Source organism: Streptomyces sp. NPDC048172, from assembly GCF_043202595.1.
Taxonomy (GTDB): Bacteria; Actinomycetota; Actinomycetes; order Streptomycetales; family Streptomycetaceae; genus Streptomyces.
In genome coordinates, this window is sequence record NZ_JBIDAT010000018.1 from 104,533 (window position 1) to 119,913 (window position 15,381).

A 15,381-nucleotide genomic window follows, 5' to 3' on the forward strand; every position below is an offset into this window, starting at 1 on the left:
CCTTTTCCCTGCTCGACGGGCGGCGGAGGCGAATTCCCGCGCCATGTTCAGGGCATCACGCGGAATTCCCCGGAGCGTCGGCCGTACGAAGGGAACGCGACCGGGACCCGGGTCCGGGGTCCGTGTACGCCCAGGACCCCGGTCCTGGGTGAGGACCGGCGGAAAGGTGAGGAAGGAAAGGGGGGCGGTGGGGATCCGTACGGGAATGCGATAGTGCGCTCGTGTCCTGGACCCGGAACGACGTGCTGATCGTCCTCGTCGCGGGCGGCATCGACCTCGCCGCCCTGCTGGCGTCCCACGCGCACACGGGCCGGGCCGGAACCGCCGCGGCCCTCACCGTGGCGGCGGCCCTCTGCCTGCTCGCCCGGCGCGGCCATCCGCTGCCCATGCTCGGGGGCGTGCTGGCCCTCCAGCTGGCGAGCGGCGTCCTCGCGCCGATGCCCGACACGTTCGGCGCCACCACGACCGTCGCGCTCTACACGGTGGTCCGGCACTTCCCGCGCCGCCGTACCGTCGTGATCGCCGACGCCTGCACGCTCGCCGTCTATCTCATCCGCGCCGCCCAGGGCTCGGACCCGTACCTCCAGCGGGCCCTGGCCGACGCCATGGCGGTCGCCCTCGTCACCGCCGCCGGGATCGGCGTACGCAACTGGCAGCGGCAGGCCGATCTCAACCGGCGGCTGCTGGCCGACCGCGCCGTCGCCGAGGAGCGCCGCAGGATCGCGCGCGAGCTGCACGACATCGTGGCGCACCACATCACCACCATGTATCTGATGTCGGGCGGCGCCCGGACCACGCTCGACACCGACCCCGACACGGCCCGCGAGGCGCTCGTCACGCTGGAGGAGTCGGGGCGTACGGCCCTGAGCGAGATGCGGCAGCTCCTCGGCGTGCTGCGCAGCACCGACCAGGACGGCGCGGAGGAGGCGGAGCCCGCGGAGCCCCAGCCCGGCATCGACGACGTCGCCCGCCTCGTCGCCGAGGCGAACGCGGCGGGCCAGCGCACGGAGTTCGAGGTCACGGGGGAGCGGTGCGCGCTGCCGCAGACGGTGGGGCTCGCGGTCTACCGCGTCGTCCAGGAGGCGCTCAGCAACGTGCGCAAGCACGCCGGGCAGGCTCGTACGGTCGTACGGCTGGAGTACGGCCCGGACCGTGTCGCGGCCGAGGTGGTCAACGACAGGGCCGGTGACGGCGGTCGGGGCGCTGTGGCCAGGGGCGGCGCGGTCCAGGGAGGATACGGTCTGCTGGGGATGCGCGAACGGATGGCCGTGCACGGCGGGACCCTGGAGGCCGGAGCCGTCGAAGACGGCGGATTCCGGGTCGCCGCGAGCGTGCCCCTCTCTCCGCGCGACCACGGGAGGCGCGGCCATGAGAGGAGGGAGACCGGATGACACCGGCGGACGACGGGAGCAGCACCGGCGGCAGCCGGAAGCTCACCGTCCTCATCGCCGACGACCAGCCCCTCGTGCGCCGCGGGCTGGCCCTGGTCCTCCGCTCCGACCCGGGCATCGAGGTCGTCGGCGAGGTCGGCGACGGCGAACAGGCGGTCGAGGCCGCGCACCGGCTGCGCCCCCGCGTCGTCCTGATGGACATCCGCATGCCGGTGCTCGACGGCGTGCAGGCCACCGCGCGGCTGACCGCCGAGCTGCCCGGGTGCCGGGTGCTGGCCCTGAGCACCTTCGACCGCGACGAGTACGTCGTACGGGCGCTGCGCGCGGGCGCCACCGGGTTCCTGCCCAAGGACGTCTCGCCCGAGGAGCTGGCCGCCGCGCTGCACACCGTCGACCGGGGCGAGGCCGTCGTCGCGCCCAGGCTGCTGACCCGGCTCATCGCAGAGTTCGTCACCGCCCGTACCGCCGAGCCGCCCGCGGCGGTGCCCGCGCTCTCCGCGCTCACCCCGCGCGAGATCGAGGTCCTGCGCCTGGTCGCCAAGGGCCTGGACAACGCGGAGATCGCCGAACGGATGAGCATCGGCGTCCAGACCGTGAAGAACCACGTCACCGGGGTCTTCGCGAAGCTGGAGGTGCGGGACCGCGCCCAGGCCGTGATCGTCGCGTACGAGACGGGGCTGGTCCGGGCCGGCGGCAGCTCTCCTCGATAGGTCCACATTCCGAACCGCTCGTCCAGATCTTGAGCGCGAGGCGTACCCTCGGGACCTCTCGTACGTATCGCCACAAGGTTTCGCACCAAGGAGGGGCAGTCATGCCCGAGCTGAGGTCCCGCACCGTCACCCACGGCCGCAACATGGCGGGCGCCCGCGCCCTTATGCAGGCCTCGGGCGTAGCGCGCGAGGACTTCGGCAAGCCCATCGTCGCCGTGGCCAACAGCTTCACCGAGTTCGTCCCCGGCCACACCCACCTCCAGCCGGTGGGCCGGATCGTCTCCGAGGCGGTCAAGGCGGCGGGCGGCATCCCGCGCGAGTTCAACTCCATCGCGGTCGACGACGGCATCGCGATGGGCCACGGCGGCATGCTCTACTCGCTGCCCTCCCGCGACCTGATCGCCGACTCCGTCGAATACATGGTCGAGGCCCACTGCGCGGACGCGCTGATCTGCATCTCGAACTGCGACAAGATCACGCCCGGCATGCTGATGGCCGCCATGCGGCTGAACATCCCCACGGTCTTCGTCTCCGGCGGCCCCATGGAGGCCGGCCGCGCGACGCTGGTGAACGGCACCGTCCGCAAGCTGGACCTGATCGACGCGATGTCGGAGGCCGCCAACGACAAGGTCTCGGACGAGGACATCCTCCGTATCGAGGAGAACGCCTGTCCGACCTGCGGCTCCTGCTCCGGCATGTTCACCGCGAACTCGATGAACTGCCTCACCGAGGCCATCGGCCTGGCCCTCCCCGGCAACGGCTCGGTGCTGGCCACGCACACCGCCCGCAAGGCGCTCTACGAGGACGCGGGCCGTACGGTCGTCGAGATCGCGAAGCGCTACTACGACCAGGACGACGAGACCGTCCTGCCGCGCAACGTCGGCTCGCGCGCCGCGTTCGACAACGCCATGGCCCTGGACATCGCCATGGGCGGCTCGACCAACACGATCCTGCACCTGCTGGCCGCGGCCCAGGAGGCGGGGATGGACTTCGCCATGAAGGACATCGACGCGCTCTCCCGCAAGCTGCCCTGCCTGGCCAAGGTCGCCCCGAACGTCGCCCCCGGCGGGACGTACTACATGGAGGACGTGCACCGCGCGGGCGGCATCCCCGCCATCCTCGGCGAGCTCTACCGCGGCGGGCTGCTCAACGAGGACGTGCACACCGTCCACTCCTCCTCGCTCGCCGACTGGCTCAAGCAGTGGGACGTGCGCGGCGGCTCGCCCTCGGACGAGGCCCTGGAGCTGTTCCACGCGGCGCCCGGCTGCGTCCGCTCGGCCGAGGCCTTCTCGCAGTCCGAGCGCTGGGAGTCGCTGGACACCGACGCGGCCGGGGGCTGCATCCGCGACGTCGAGCACGCCTACTCCACGGAGGGCGGCCTCGCCGTCCTGCACGGCAACCTCGCCGAGAACGGCTCCGTGGTGAAGACCGCGGGCGTCGACGAGTCGATCCTGACCTTCACGGGACCCGCCGTCGTCTGCGAGTCCCAGGACGAGGCCGTCCAGCGGATCCTGAACAAGGAGGTCAAGGAGGGCGACGTCGTCGTCATCCGCTACGAGGGCCCCAGGGGCGGCCCCGGCATGCAGGAGATGCTCTACCCGACCTCGTTCCTCAAGGGCCGCGGCCTCGGCAAGGCCTGCGCGCTGATCACCGACGGCCGCTTCTCCGGCGGCACGTCCGGGCTCTCGATCGGCCACATGTCGCCGGAGGCGGCGGCGGGCGGGCTCATCGCGCTCGTCGAGGACGGCGACGAGATCGTCATCGACATCCCGAACCGCTCGCTGGAGCTGAACGTCCCCGAGGCCGAGCTGGCCTCCCGCCGCGCCGCGCTGAACGGGCGGTACGCCCCGAAGGACCGCGAGCGCAAGGTCTCCGCAGCCCTGCGGGCGTACGCCGCGATGGCGACGAGCGCCGACCGGGGCGCCGTCCGCGACGTCTCCCTGGTGGAGCGCTGACCCGTCCCGACTCCGAGGGGGCGGTGGGTGCCGCCGCCTCCTCGGCAGGGCCGGGGGGATAATCGAACCGTGCGCAAGACGACCCGGACCCCCGAGACCCCCGACACCAGCGGCGAGCCCCTCCCGGAGCCGATCCGCTTCTACGGCACGACCTGGGTCGACCACTCCGGCGGATACGCGCTGCGCCGCGCCGGACTGGCCCTCGGCGCCCTGGTCGCCGCCGCGCTCGGCGCCCTCCTGCTCCGCTTCGCGTACGAGGGCGTGGCCCTCTCCGACCTCGGCAGCTGGGCCTCGCTGCTGCTGATCGTCGCGTTCGCGGTGTGCAGCGCGATGGCGTTCACCCGCACCCTCAGCTCGTACTCCCGCCGCCCGGACGAGAAGGACGCCTCCGTCGAGTCCTCGATGCGCAGCATCCGCGCCATCGGCTTCATCGGCGTGCTGATCGCGTACGCCGCGCGGAGCGTCGTCGAGGCGCCGGGCGAGAAGCTGCTGCGCGGCGAGTACGAGGAGGCGCTGGCCCGGTACGAGCGCCGCCGCACCGCGCGCACGGGCAATCCGGCCGCGAAGAAGAAGCGCGGGAACAAGAAGAAGTAGCGCCCCTCCGGGCCTTCCCGCACCGCCGTCAGGGGGATCCCTGACGTATCCCCGACTTCGCTCCCGGGCGCTCGACACCCCGCGCGGACATGTGTCAGCTTTTTCTTACACACCACACAGGGAAGGGGTCGCGGTGAACGCGATCGAGACCCCGACGGGAGACGACCTGCTGAAGGTCCTCGCGGCGCTCGGCAATCCCCATCGCATGAGGATCGTCGCGGCGCTCTTCGGGGGCCGGAACTACGTCAGCAGGCTCGCCCGCGAGATCGGCATGAGCCGTCCACTGCTCCATATGCACCTTCAGCGGCTGGAGGCGGCGGGTCTCGTCGTCGGGACGCTGGAGCTGTCGGACAGCGGCAAGGCCATGAAGTTCTTCGAAGTGGCCCCGTTCGCCTACGAGCTGACCCCGGCGGTCGTCGCGCGGGCAGCCGCCACACTCAGCGACTCCGCGGACGGGGAACCGGCCGAGGAGCGGAAAGAAGGAGCGAAGTCGACGTGAATGAGCAGCTTCCCCTCGCCGCCGCCGAGGACATGGCAGGCGTCTGGGCTGCCGCGCTCGGCACCGCGGGGGTCTTCACGCTGGTGATCGTCATCGTCTGGCAGATCGCCGCGACCTGGCGGGCCCGGATGCTGGCCTCCCGGGAGCAGCAGTACAAGGAGCTGGCGCAGAAGTACGCGCAGCTCCTGGAGGACAACGTCGAGCTGCACCGGCGCAGCATCGACGAGCTGACGCAGGCGCGGCATTCGATCGCGTCGATGGAGAAGATGATGCGCGAGATCGAGTGATCCACAAGCGCGTACGGCCGGGAGCGCCAACTCCCGGCCGTACTCGTGAGCACGAGCGATTCATGACGCGAAGCCCATCGCGAGAAACCCGAACCCACACCACAGGAGAGTACCCATGCCTGCCCGCAGCGCTGCGCGGCGCCTGGTCACGGCACCCGGCGGCCGACGCTCGAAATGGCTGGTCCTCGGCGTCTGGCTGATCCTCGCCCTGGCCCTGGGCCCGCTCGCCGGGAAGCTCGGCGACGTCGAGGAGACCGGTGCCAACGCGTTCCTCCCGGGCGGCGCCGAGTCCGCCCAGGTCAACACCGAGCTGGAGAAGTTCCGCGGCGAGGACGAGATCATCCCCGCCGTCGCCGTCTACTCCCGCGACGGGGAGCGTACGACCTCCGCCGACGCCGCGAAGGCGCGCGCCGACCGCGCGAAGTTCACCCCGCACGCTGCCGAGGGCGAGAAGACGAGCGGGCCCGTCCCCTCCCAGGACCGCAAGGCCCTGATGCTGGTCGTCCCGCTCCCGACGGGCGGCGACACCGACATCACCGACACCCTCAAGGAGCTGCGCACGGTCGCCGCCGCGCACGCCCCGCCGGGGCTCGACGTCCAGGTCGGCGGCCCCGCCGGGTCCCTCACCGACAACGTCGAGGTCTTCGACGACCTCGACTCCACCCTGATGCTGGCCACCGGCGCCGTCGTCGCCGTACTGCTCCTGCTCACCTACCGCAGCCCGGTGCTGTGGCTGCTGCCGCTGCTCTCCGTCGGCTTCGCGGCCGTCCTCACGCAGGTCGTCACCTACGTCCTCGCCAAGTACGCCTCCCTCCCCGTCGACCCGCAGAGCTCCGGCATCCTGATGGTGCTCGTCTTCGGCGTCGGTACGGACTACGCGCTGCTGCTCATCGCCCGTTACCGCGAGGAGCTGCACGCGACCGAGGACCGGCACGCGGCGATGCGCACCGCGCTGCGCCGCTCCGGGCCCGCGATCCTCGCCTCGGCGGGCACCATCGCCGTCGGCCTCGCCTGCCTGGCGCTCGCCGACATCAACTCCTCGCGCTCGCTGGGTCTGGTCGGCGCCGTCGGCGTCGTCTGCGCGTTCCTCGCGATGATCACGGTGCTGCCCGCGCTGCTGGTGGCGACGGGCCGCTGGGTCTTCTGGCCGTTCGTGCCCCGCTACGGCACGGCGCCCCGCGAGAGCCGTACGGCCTGGGCCCGGATCGGCGCCCTGATCGCGCGCCGCCCGCGCTGGTCCTGGCTGATGGCGGTCGCCGCCACGGCGCTGCTCGCGCTGAGCGCCACCGGGATCACGCTGGGGCTGACCGAGGAGGAGAAGTTCCAGGAGAAGCCGGAGTCCGTCGTCGCGCAGGAGAAGATCGCCGCGCACTTCCCCTCCGGCTCCACCGACCCCGCCACGGTCGTCGTACGGACCCAGGCCCGCGCCGAGGTCATGTCCGCGGCGAAGGCGGTCCCGGGCGTGGAGTCCGTACGGCCCGACGACCGTACGGCCGACGGGAAACTGACCAGCCTCGCCGTCACCCTGCGGGACGCCCCGGACAGCGACGCGGCCAAGGACACCGTCGACCGGCTCCGCGACAAAGTCCACGCGGTCGAGGGCGCGGACGCGCTCGTCGGCGGTACGACCGCGGAGGACGTGGACACCAGGAGCGCCGCCGAGCGCGACCTGCGCACCGTCATCCCGGCCGTGCTGGCCGTGGTGCTGCTCGTCCTGATCTGGCTGCTGCGCTCGCTGGTGGCGCCGCTGGTGCTGCTGGCCACGGTCGTCCTGTCGTTCTTCGGCGCGCTGGGTGCCTCGAACCTCCTCTTCGAACACGTCCTCGGCTACGCCGGGGTCGACCGCTCCATCCCGCTGATGGGCTTCGTCTTCCTCGTCGCACTGGGGATCGACTACAACATCTTCCTCATGACCCGGGTCCGCGAGGAGGTCGCCACCGGCAGGCGGCACGCCAGGGGAGTCCTGACCGGGCTGACCACCACCGGCGGCGTGATCACCTCGGCGGGCATCGTCCTCGCGGCGACGTTCGCGGTCTTCGCGACGATGCCGCTGGTGACGATGGCCCAGCTCGGCGTCCTCGTCGGCATCGGGGTCCTGCTGGACACGTTCCTGGTCCGCACGGTCCTCGTCCCGGCCCTCGCCCTCGACCTGGGGCGGGTGCTGTGGTGGCCGGGGGCGCTGTGGCGGAACCGGGACGTACCGGAGCAGGAGCGGCCCGTTCCGGGGAAGGAGCCGGTCGGAGTCTGAGGCCGGTCACCGCACGCGCGCGTCCTCGCGCCACCCCTCCAACGCCGTCCGGCACGCGTGGTCCACGTACCTGAGCCCGCTCACGTCGAGCTCGACCGCGCGGTCGGACGGCAGCGCGCCCAGCTGGTCCAGCAGGGAGGGGAGCCGCAGGAAGGTCGCGCTGCCCCAGATCCGTACGCGCAACGGGCGCCCGGGGCCCGGATCGTGCGCCTCCAGCCCCACCTGCGAGCTCTCCCACGCGCACTTGACCACCGCGAGCAGCAGCCCGGTCAGCACGCCCTGGAACATGTTCGTGCCCAGGATCGCCAGCGCCGTGGCCCCCAGCACCACCGCCTCGCTCCGGTGGTCCCGCCACAGCGCGGCCAGCTGCCGCAGGGGGATCAGCCGCCACCCGGCGTGGACCAGCACTCCGGCGAGCGCGGCGACCGGGATCAGCCCGAGCACCCCGGGCAGCAGCACGACGAAGACCAGCAGCCACCCTCCGTGCAGCACACGGGAGAGCTTGGTGCGCGCGCCCGCCTCCACGTTCGCGGAGCTGCGGACGATCACGGCGGCCATCGGCAGCGCGCCCAGCAGCCCGCACACGGCGTTGCCCGCGCCCTGCGCCAGCAGCTCGCGGTCGTAGTGGGTGGGTGCGGCGTCGTGCATGGGGTCCACGGCCGCCGCGCTGAACAGCGTCTCGGCCGAGGCGATCAGCGTGAACGCGAGCACCGTGCCGACGGCCCCCGCCAGCGCCCCCTCGCCCGCCAGCACCGCGAGGTCCCCGGCCCCCGGCGGCTGCACGGCGCCGAGCAGCCCGCGCACCTCGATCCGCGCCACCGGCAGGTCCAGCGCCGCGACGGCCGCCGCCGCGAGCCCGACCGCCGCCAGCGGCGCGGGCACCACGCGCGCGACCTGCCGCCACTGCGGCCACAGGGCGAGCACCAGCACGGTCGTGGCGCCCACGCAGAGCGCGGTCATCGCGCTCCGGGAGACCATCACGTGCGCCGCGAGCCCGGGGAGCCCGGCCAGATTGCTGGGCCCGTCGCCGTACGCCTCCGCGTCGGCCATCCCGTAGACCTGCCCGGCGACCAGGACGAGGCCGATGCCCGCGAGCGTGCCCTGCACGACGGCGACCGAGACCGCGCGGAACCAGCGGCCGAGCCGCAGCGCGCCCATCGCGAGCTGGAGCAGGCCCGCGGCGAGGACGAGCACGCCGAGCGCGGTCAGCCCATGGGTGCGTACGGCCTCGAAGACGAGGACCGTGAGCCCGGCGGTCGGGCCGCTGACCTGGAAGGTGCTGCCCGGGAGCAGCCCGGCGACGAGCCCGCCGACGATGCCGGTGACCAGCCCCAGTTCGGCGGGCACCCCGGAGGCGACGGCCACGCCCACGCACATGGGGAGCGCCACGAGAAAGACGACGAGGGAGGCGGCGACGTCCCCCGACGCCGCGGGGAACGCCTTGGAAATGACCCGCATGAGGCTCCTGTCGGTCACGCTCCGTGTCTTTGCCGTCGCTTGACTCCCCCTGACCGGTGAAGTTCATTCTGTCTGCCCGGAGTTACATGACTACGGAGGGTGAATGATGCACGGCCTTGACGCCTCTTGACGCTCCGCGAGGGGTGCGCGCATAATTCAACGCATGATGAATAAACCTCCGGCGGTCAGCGCGCGCGGCCTCACCGTCGTGCGAGGTGTCCGCACCGTGCTGGACGGACTCACGTTCGAGGTCGAGCCGGGCACCGTGACCGGGCTGCTCGGCCCCTCCGGGAGCGGGAAGTCCACCCTCATCCGCGCCCTCGTCGGCACCCAGGCCAAGGTCACCGGGGATCTCCAGGTGCTGGGCAGGCCCGCGGGCTCCGCGCCCCTGCGCTCCCGCGTCGCGTACGTCACCCAGGCCCCGTCCGTCTACGACGACTTGACGGCTCGTCAGAATCTGGCGTACTACGCGTCGGTCCTCGGCGTCCCCCGCGCCGAGCGCCCCGCGCAGATCGACCGCGTCCTCGCGGAGGTCGACCTCACCAGCCATGCGGGGGACCTCGCGGGCCGCCTCTCCGGCGGCCAGCGCTCCCGGGTCTCCCTCGCCGTCGCCCTGCTCGGCACCCCCGAGCTGCTGGTCCTCGACGAGCCGACGGTCGGCCTCGACCCCGTGCTCCGCCGCGACCTGTGGGCCCTCTTCCACCGCCTCGCCGCCGACCGGGGCGTGACGCTGCTGATCTCCTCGCACGTCATGGACGAGGCCGACCGCTGTCAGCACCTGCTGCTGCTCCGCGAGGGCGCGCTCCTGGCCGCCGGCTCCCCGCGCGAGCTGCGCGACCGCACCGGGACCGACACGATCGAGGACGCGTTCCTCAAGCTCGTCGAGTCCGCCCGCCAGACCGAGTACGACCACGACCACGCGAGGTGACCCGGTCATGAACGTGTCCCGCACCCTGGCCACCGCGGGCCGGGTCCTCCGCCAGCTCAGCCACGACGTGCGCACCGTCGCGCTGCTGCTCCTCGTCCCGGTCCTGCTGCTGGTCCTGCTCTACTACGTGTTCGACTCGGACAAGCGCGGCTTCGACGGCATCGGCGCCTCGTTGCTCGGCATCTTTCCGCTGGTCACGATGTTTCTGGTGACCTCGATCGCGACGCTGCGCGAGCGGACCTCGGGCACGCTCGAACGGCTGCTGTCGATGCCGCTCGGCAAGGCCGACCTGATCGGCGGGTACGCACTGGCGTTCGGCCTCCTGGCCGCCGTCCAGGCCGGTGCCGCCACGGGCGTCGCCATCTGGTTCCTCGACCTCGACATCGTCGGCTCGCCCTGGCTCCTGCTGCTGATCGCCCTGCTCGACGCCGTCCTCGGCACCGCGCTCGGCCTCTTCGTCTCGGCCTTCGCGCGCTCGGAGTTCCAGGTCGTCCAGTTCATGCCCGTGGTGATCTTCCCGCAGATCCTGCTCTGCGGCCTCTTCGCATCCCGCGACTCCATGCAGCCCGTCCTGGAGTACGTCTCCAACGTGCTGCCGATGTCGTACGCGGTCGACGGCATGGGCGAGGTCCTCCGGCACACCGACCCCACCGGCGACTTCGTCCGCGACCTCGTCGTGATGGCGGGCTCGGCCCTCCTGGTCCTCGCCCTGGGCGCGGCCACACTCCGCAGGCGCACGCCGTAGGAAGAGGGCGCCGACCAGGGGCGCGGGCCTGTGTTCTATGTGCGGCTCCGCTGCGCGGGCGCGCCCGGTCACGACACCTCGGGGCGTGCCCCTTCTCCCCAAGGGGCGCGGGGAACTGCGCGACAAGCCACGACGCACCCGCAGCCCGCGAAGCACAGCCCGGGGCACCCCAAACCCGGCTCTTGTACGTGCGCACTCGGCATAGGGGGCTGCGCTTGCCAGCCCTGCGCCTTCGCGCAGACCTCCCAAGCTCAGAGGAGGGGTAGGGGGTGCCCCATCAGGGGCGCGGGGAACTGCGCGACAAGCCACGACGCACCCGCACCCCGCAAAGCACAGCAAGGGGCACCCCGAACCCGGCACTGACAAGAGCCGCACTCCGTACCCGGCACTCGCACGCGCGCGGCAATGCGAAACTGGCCGCATGACCGCCCAGAAAGTCGCCGTGCTCGGCACCGGCAAGATCGGTGAAGCCCTCCTGTCCGGCATGCTGCGAGGCGGCTGGCCCACCAGCCGCCTCCTGGTCACCACCCGCCGCCCGGAGCGCGCGGAGGAGCTCCGCGGGCGGTACGGGGTCGAGGCCGTCACCAACGCCGAGGCCGCCAAGGCCGCCGACACCCTCATCCTCACGCCCAAGCCCCAGGACATGGCCGTCCTCCTGGACGAGCTGGCGCCGCACGTGCCCTCCGACCGCCTGGTCATCAGCGGCGCCGCGGGCATCACGACCCGCTTCATCGAGCAGAAGCTCCCCGAGGGCACCCCCGTCGTCCGCGTCATGGCCAACACCCCGGCCCTCGTCGACGAGGCCATGTCCGTGATCTCCCCGGGCGCCCACGCCACCGAGGCCCATCTCGCCCTCACCGACGAGATCTTCAACGGCGTCGGCAAGACCCTCCGCCTCCCCGAGTCCCAGCAGGACGCCGCCACAGCCCTCTCCGGCTCGGGCCCGGCGTACTTCTTCTTCCTCGTCGAGGCCATGACCGACGCGGGCATCCAGCTCGGCCTCCCGCGCGACAAGGCCCACGAGCTGATCGTCCAGGCCGCGATCGGCGCCGCCACCATGCTCCGCGACAGCGGCGAGCACCCGGTCACCCTCCGGGAGAACGTCACCTCGCCCGGCGGCACCACCATCAACGCCATCCGCGAGCTGGAGAACCACCGCGTGCGCGCCGCGTTCATCGACGCGATCGAGGCGGCGCGCGACCGCAGCCGCGAGCTGGGCGCGTAGGGCGGTCCGATGGCGATCCGAGTACTCCTCGCCGACGACGAGACGATGGTCAGGGCGGGCGTGCGCGCCATCCTGTCCACCGCCGACGGCATCGAGGTCGTCGCCGAGGCGTCCGACGGCCGCGAGGCCCTCGAACGGGCCCGGCTGCACCGCCCCGACGTCGCCCTGCTCGACATCCGGATGCCGGTGCTCGACGGCCTCTCCGCCGCGGCCGAGCTCCGCCGCGCGGTCCCGGACACCGCCGTCGTGATGCTGACGACGTTCTCGGAGGACGCCTACATCGCGGGCGCCCTCGACAGCGGCGCCAGCGGCTTCCTCCTCAAGTCGGGGGATCCGTACGAGCTGATGGCCGCCGTCCGCGCGGCGCACGGCGGAGCCTCGTACCTCTCCCCGGACATCGCGCACCGTGTCATCCAGCAGGTCAGCGGCGGCGGCCGGATGACCCGTCGCGCCGAGGCCAGGGAGCGCGCGGCAGCGCTCGCCCCGCGCGAGCGCGACGTCCTCGCGCTCCTCGGCGAGGGCTGCACCAACGCCGAGATCGCCGCCCGCCTCCACCTCGGCGAGGGCACGGTCAAGGTGTACGTCAGTACGATCCTGGCGCGCCTCGGCGTCAGCAACCGCGTCCGCGCCGCCCTCCTCGCCCACGAGGCCGACCTGACGGACCGCACGGGTCTCACGTCTGAGCACCCGGACGGCGGCGCAGCCGCAGCGCCCTGACCCCCTCGTGCAGCAACGTGATCGTGAAGGCGAGCCCCAGCCCGAGCGCCACCCCGCGCAGCGGGTTCTCCTCGAAGGCCGCCCCGCCCGCGTACCCCAGCAGGCTGGAATAGACGGCCCAGCTCGACGCGGCCACCGCGTCGTACCGGGTGAAGGAGCGGCGCGGGAAGCCGGTGGCACCGGTGGTGAGCGTCGCGGCCGTACGCCCTCCCGGGATGTAGCGCGCCACGACCAGCACCAGCCCGCCCCGCTCCGCGAGCATCCGCCCCACCCGGTCGTACGCCCGTCGCGTGCGGCTCCCCTCCTTCAGCCGTGCGAACACCCGCTCCCCGGACTTCCGCCCGATCGCGTAGGACACATGGTCACCGGTGAACGCGCCCAGCGCCGCCACCAGCATCACCAGCACCAGTGACGGCTCCCCGCCGGACCCCGCGAACACCCCCAGCGTGATCACCAGCGTCTCGCTCGGCACCACGGGGAAGAACCCGTCGAGCATCGCGATCCCGAAGAGCGCCGCGTAGACCCACGGCGAGCTCACGAACCCCTCGACGGCATGCACTATCGCCTCGTTCATGCCCGCACGCTAAGAACCGTGCCCGCCCCCGCACCGCTCTCCAACGGCACCGTCCGTACCTGTCTTTCGGCAGGTGTCACCCTCATCCCCGCCCCGTAGCGTGAAGCACGTGACCGGCCCCGGACCCCTCCTCGCCCCGTACGCCCAGCGCCTGCGCCGGCACCGCGCGCCCCTCCTCGACCTCCTCCTCTGGGCCGCCGTCACCGCGCCGCTGCTCCTCTTCCACGACATCCCCGGATGGGCCCGCGCCGCCGGATTCCCGGTCCTCGCCGCCGCCGTCGCCCTCAGCCGCCGCGCCCCGCTCGCGGCCCTCGTCCTCCCCGCGGCCCTGAGCCTGGCGACGACCCCGGAGCTGTTCACCAACTCCTTCTCCGTCGCGCTGCTCGCCCTCTCCTACCTCCTGGGCCGCAGATCCGCCGACGTACGCCGGGCACTCCTCTTCTTCGCCGCCCTCTGCGCGGCAGGCCTGGCCCTGGTGCTCGCCCGGGGGGACACGACCCTGTGGGAGTGGTTCACCCTCGTCGCCACGGTCCTCTTCGCCCTCGACCTCCCCTGGCTCCTCGGCCGCTTCCGCCGCCAGCAGGCCGAGCTGGTCCGTACGGGCTGGGAGCTGGCCGCGCGCATGGAACGCGAGAAGGAGCTGGTCGCCGACCGTACGAGACTCCGCGAGCGCTCCCGTATCGCCGGGGACATGCACGACTCCCTCGGCCACGACCTCAGCCTCCTCGCCGTACGCGCCGCGGCACTCCAGGTCCAGCCCGGCCTCTCGGACGACGCCCGCGCACAGGCCGCGGAGCTCCGCCAGGCCGCCGCCGACGCGACCGCACGCCTCCGCCAGATCCTCGGCGTCCTCCGCGAGGACGCCGACCGGGCCCCGACGGAACCGGCCGCCGCGCCGCCCGAACCCCTGGAGACCCTGATCGCCCGCGCGACCGCCTCCGGCGTCGCGGTGAACCTCGTCCACCGCGCGCCCCCGGGCCTCCTCCCCGCCGAACTGCCCCCGATGACGGCGCACGCGGTCCACCGCGTCGTCCAGGAGTCCCTGACCAACGCCACCAAGCACGCCCCCGGCGCCCCGGTCACGGTCACCCTCACCAGGAACGCGGACACGGTGGAGGTCACGGTGGAGAACCCCGAGCCGAAGGAAGAGGGTGAGAGAACGGACGCGACCGGTACGGGCTCGGGCCTGGTCGGCCTCGACGAACGGGTACGCCTCCTCGGCGGCACCCTCCGCGCCCGTCGCCCCCTCGACGGCGGCTTCGAGGTAGCGGCCTGTCTGCCGCTGACCCCCGACGCGGACCCGACGACGACGAGCGAAGACGGTTCCCCGGAGACCGACACCTCTCAGGAGGCCCTGGCCCAGGCCCGCCGCCGCGTGCGCCGACGGCTCCTCGACGCCCTCTGGATCCCCCTGGCCGCCACGGTGGTCCTCGGCCTGCTGATGCTGGGCTTCAACCTCTACACCTCGTACCGCTCGGTCCTCGACGCCACGACGTACGGCCGCCTGGCCGTCGGCACCTCTCTCTCCCGGGTGGAGCCCCGCCTCCCGGCGTACGAGTTCGACGACGAGGACCGTCCCTTCGGCGCCCCCGCGGACCCGCCGGACACGGACGAGTGCCGCTACTACCGGACCGAACCCTTCGACAACTCGCCCGTCTACCGCCTCTGCTTCACGGCAGGACACCTCAGCCACAAGGACAAGCTGTCCCTGAGTTGACACGGGGTGGACGGATCCGTAAGGTTCACCGGGTTGCCAGCGAGCCGGAACGGTTCTCCGGCAACTCCTCCCGCCGTTCAGGCGGAACCCACTATGAAGCACGATCTCCCTTCGCGGGGATGAATTTGGCATGCCAAATTCACTGCGAAAAGGCTCGATTTTGAGTCCGGAGGGAAATCCGCTAAAGTAGTGGACACACCGAAGGGAAGCGCCCGGAGGAAACCCGAGAGGGAATCCAAAGGAAGCGTCCGTTCCTTGAGAACTCAACAGCGTGCCAAAAGTCAACGCCAGATATGTTGATACCCCGACCCACTCTTGTGGTGGGTTGAGGTT

General features: G+C 72.3%; 14 protein-coding genes. 12 read left to right on the forward strand and 2 right to left on the reverse strand.

What is annotated here, in order from left to right; all coding sequences use genetic code 11:
* Positions 1-221: 221 nt before the first annotated feature.
* The 7 genes from ACGF3A_RS43550 to ACGF3A_RS43580 all read left to right on the forward strand — a co-directional run bounded on the left by ACGF3A_RS43550 (position 222) and on the right by ACGF3A_RS43580 (position 7,684).
* Positions 222-1,391 (forward strand): sensor histidine kinase, encoded by a 1,170-nt coding sequence (locus ACGF3A_RS43550; RefSeq protein ID WP_393736858.1) that lies wholly within the window; start codon positions 222-224, stop codon positions 1,389-1,391.
* A complete protein-coding gene (locus tag ACGF3A_RS43555; protein WP_393736860.1) occupies positions 1,388-2,101 on the forward strand; it encodes a response regulator in 714 nt (237 codons plus the stop codon). Before ACGF3A_RS43550 ends, ACGF3A_RS43555 begins: the two co-directional genes overlap by 4 nt.
* A gap of 101 nt (positions 2,102-2,202) precedes the next feature.
* Positions 2,203-4,056, forward strand: a complete 1,854-nt coding sequence (gene ilvD / locus ACGF3A_RS43560) for a dihydroxy-acid dehydratase (protein ID WP_393736862.1) — start codon at positions 2,203-2,205, stop codon at positions 4,054-4,056.
* Positions 4,057-4,125: 69 nt separating this feature from the next.
* Positions 4,126-4,650, forward strand: coding sequence for a hypothetical protein (locus ACGF3A_RS43565; RefSeq protein WP_393736864.1), 525 nt, complete (start codon positions 4,126-4,128; stop codon positions 4,648-4,650).
* A 133-nt stretch (positions 4,651-4,783) separates the two neighbouring features.
* The gene (locus tag ACGF3A_RS43570; protein WP_393736866.1) at positions 4,784-5,149 is read left to right on the forward strand and encodes an ArsR/SmtB family transcription factor; all 366 of its coding nucleotides are present in this window, start codon (positions 4,784-4,786) and stop codon (positions 5,147-5,149) included.
* Positions 5,146-5,436, forward strand: a complete 291-nt coding sequence (locus ACGF3A_RS43575) for a hypothetical protein (protein ID WP_393736868.1) — start codon at positions 5,146-5,148, stop codon at positions 5,434-5,436. Before ACGF3A_RS43570 ends, ACGF3A_RS43575 begins: the two co-directional genes overlap by 4 nt.
* Before the next feature lie 115 nt (positions 5,437-5,551).
* On the forward strand, positions 5,552-7,684 hold the full coding sequence (locus ACGF3A_RS43580; RefSeq protein ID WP_393736870.1) for an MMPL family transporter: 2,133 nt from the start codon (positions 5,552-5,554) through the stop codon (positions 7,682-7,684).
* Between the two features lie 6 nt (positions 7,685-7,690).
* On the opposite strand, the gene ACGF3A_RS43585 is transcribed toward ACGF3A_RS43580, so the two are convergent.
* On the reverse strand, positions 7,691-9,142 hold the full coding sequence (locus ACGF3A_RS43585) for a SulP family inorganic anion transporter (protein WP_393736898.1): 1,452 nt from the start codon (positions 9,140-9,142) through the stop codon (positions 7,691-7,693).
* A 163-nt stretch (positions 9,143-9,305) separates the two neighbouring features.
* On the opposite strand from ACGF3A_RS43585, the gene ACGF3A_RS43590 reads away from it, so the two are divergent.
* The 4 genes from ACGF3A_RS43590 (at position 9,306) to ACGF3A_RS43605 (ending at position 12,757) form a co-directional block, all read left to right on the forward strand.
* On the forward strand, positions 9,306-10,070 hold the full coding sequence (locus ACGF3A_RS43590; protein WP_393736872.1) for an ABC transporter ATP-binding protein: 765 nt from the start codon (positions 9,306-9,308) through the stop codon (positions 10,068-10,070).
* A 7-nt stretch (positions 10,071-10,077) separates the two neighbouring features.
* Positions 10,078-10,815, forward strand: coding sequence for an ABC transporter permease (locus ACGF3A_RS43595; RefSeq protein WP_393736874.1), 738 nt, complete (start codon positions 10,078-10,080; stop codon positions 10,813-10,815).
* Positions 10,816-11,236: 421 nt separating this feature from the next.
* Positions 11,237-12,040, forward strand: coding sequence for a pyrroline-5-carboxylate reductase (gene proC, locus ACGF3A_RS43600; protein WP_393736876.1), 804 nt, complete (start codon positions 11,237-11,239; stop codon positions 12,038-12,040).
* Positions 12,041-12,049: 9 nt separating this feature from the next.
* Positions 12,050-12,757: a response regulator gene (locus ACGF3A_RS43605; protein ID WP_393736878.1), complete on the forward strand. Its 708-nt coding sequence runs from the start codon at positions 12,050-12,052 to the stop codon at positions 12,755-12,757.
* Here the strand turns inward: ACGF3A_RS43605 and ACGF3A_RS43610 are convergent.
* Positions 12,714-13,331 carry a DedA family protein gene (locus ACGF3A_RS43610; protein ID WP_393736880.1) on the reverse strand — a complete coding sequence of 206 codons (618 nt, stop codon included), beginning with the start codon at positions 13,329-13,331 and terminating at the stop codon, positions 12,714-12,716. The two genes, ACGF3A_RS43605 and ACGF3A_RS43610, sit on opposite strands and share 44 nt — an antisense overlap.
* A gap of 109 nt (positions 13,332-13,440) precedes the next feature.
* Between ACGF3A_RS43610 and ACGF3A_RS43615 the strand changes: the two genes are divergently transcribed.
* The gene (locus tag ACGF3A_RS43615) at positions 13,441-15,048 is read left to right on the forward strand and encodes a sensor histidine kinase (protein WP_393736882.1); all 1,608 of its coding nucleotides are present in this window, start codon (positions 13,441-13,443) and stop codon (positions 15,046-15,048) included.
* The last annotated feature ends 333 nt before the right edge of the window (positions 15,049-15,381 follow it).

Coding starts and splice junctions, on each gene's coding strand:
- ACGF3A_RS43555 (WP_393736860.1), top strand. CDS start 1,388: ATGACACCGGCGGACGACGGGAGCAGCACCGGCGGCAGCCGGAAGCTC.
- ACGF3A_RS43595 (WP_393736874.1), top strand. CDS start 10,078: ATGAACGTGTCCCGCACCCTGGCCACCGCGGGCCGGGTCCTCCGCCAG.
- ACGF3A_RS43580 (WP_393736870.1), top strand. CDS start 5,552: ATGCCTGCCCGCAGCGCTGCGCGGCGCCTGGTCACGGCACCCGGCGGC.
- ACGF3A_RS43610 (WP_393736880.1), bottom strand. CDS start 13,331: ATGAACGAGGCGATAGTGCATGCCGTCGAGGGGTTCGTGAGCTCGCCG.
- ilvD (WP_393736862.1), top strand. CDS start 2,203: ATGCCCGAGCTGAGGTCCCGCACCGTCACCCACGGCCGCAACATGGCG.
- proC (WP_393736876.1), top strand. CDS start 11,237: ATGACCGCCCAGAAAGTCGCCGTGCTCGGCACCGGCAAGATCGGTGAA.
- ACGF3A_RS43585 (WP_393736898.1), bottom strand. CDS start 9,142: ATGCGGGTCATTTCCAAGGCGTTCCCCGCGGCGTCGGGGGACGTCGCC.
- ACGF3A_RS43590 (WP_393736872.1), top strand. CDS start 9,306: ATGATGAATAAACCTCCGGCGGTCAGCGCGCGCGGCCTCACCGTCGTG.
- ACGF3A_RS43605 (WP_393736878.1), top strand. CDS start 12,050: ATGGCGATCCGAGTACTCCTCGCCGACGACGAGACGATGGTCAGGGCG.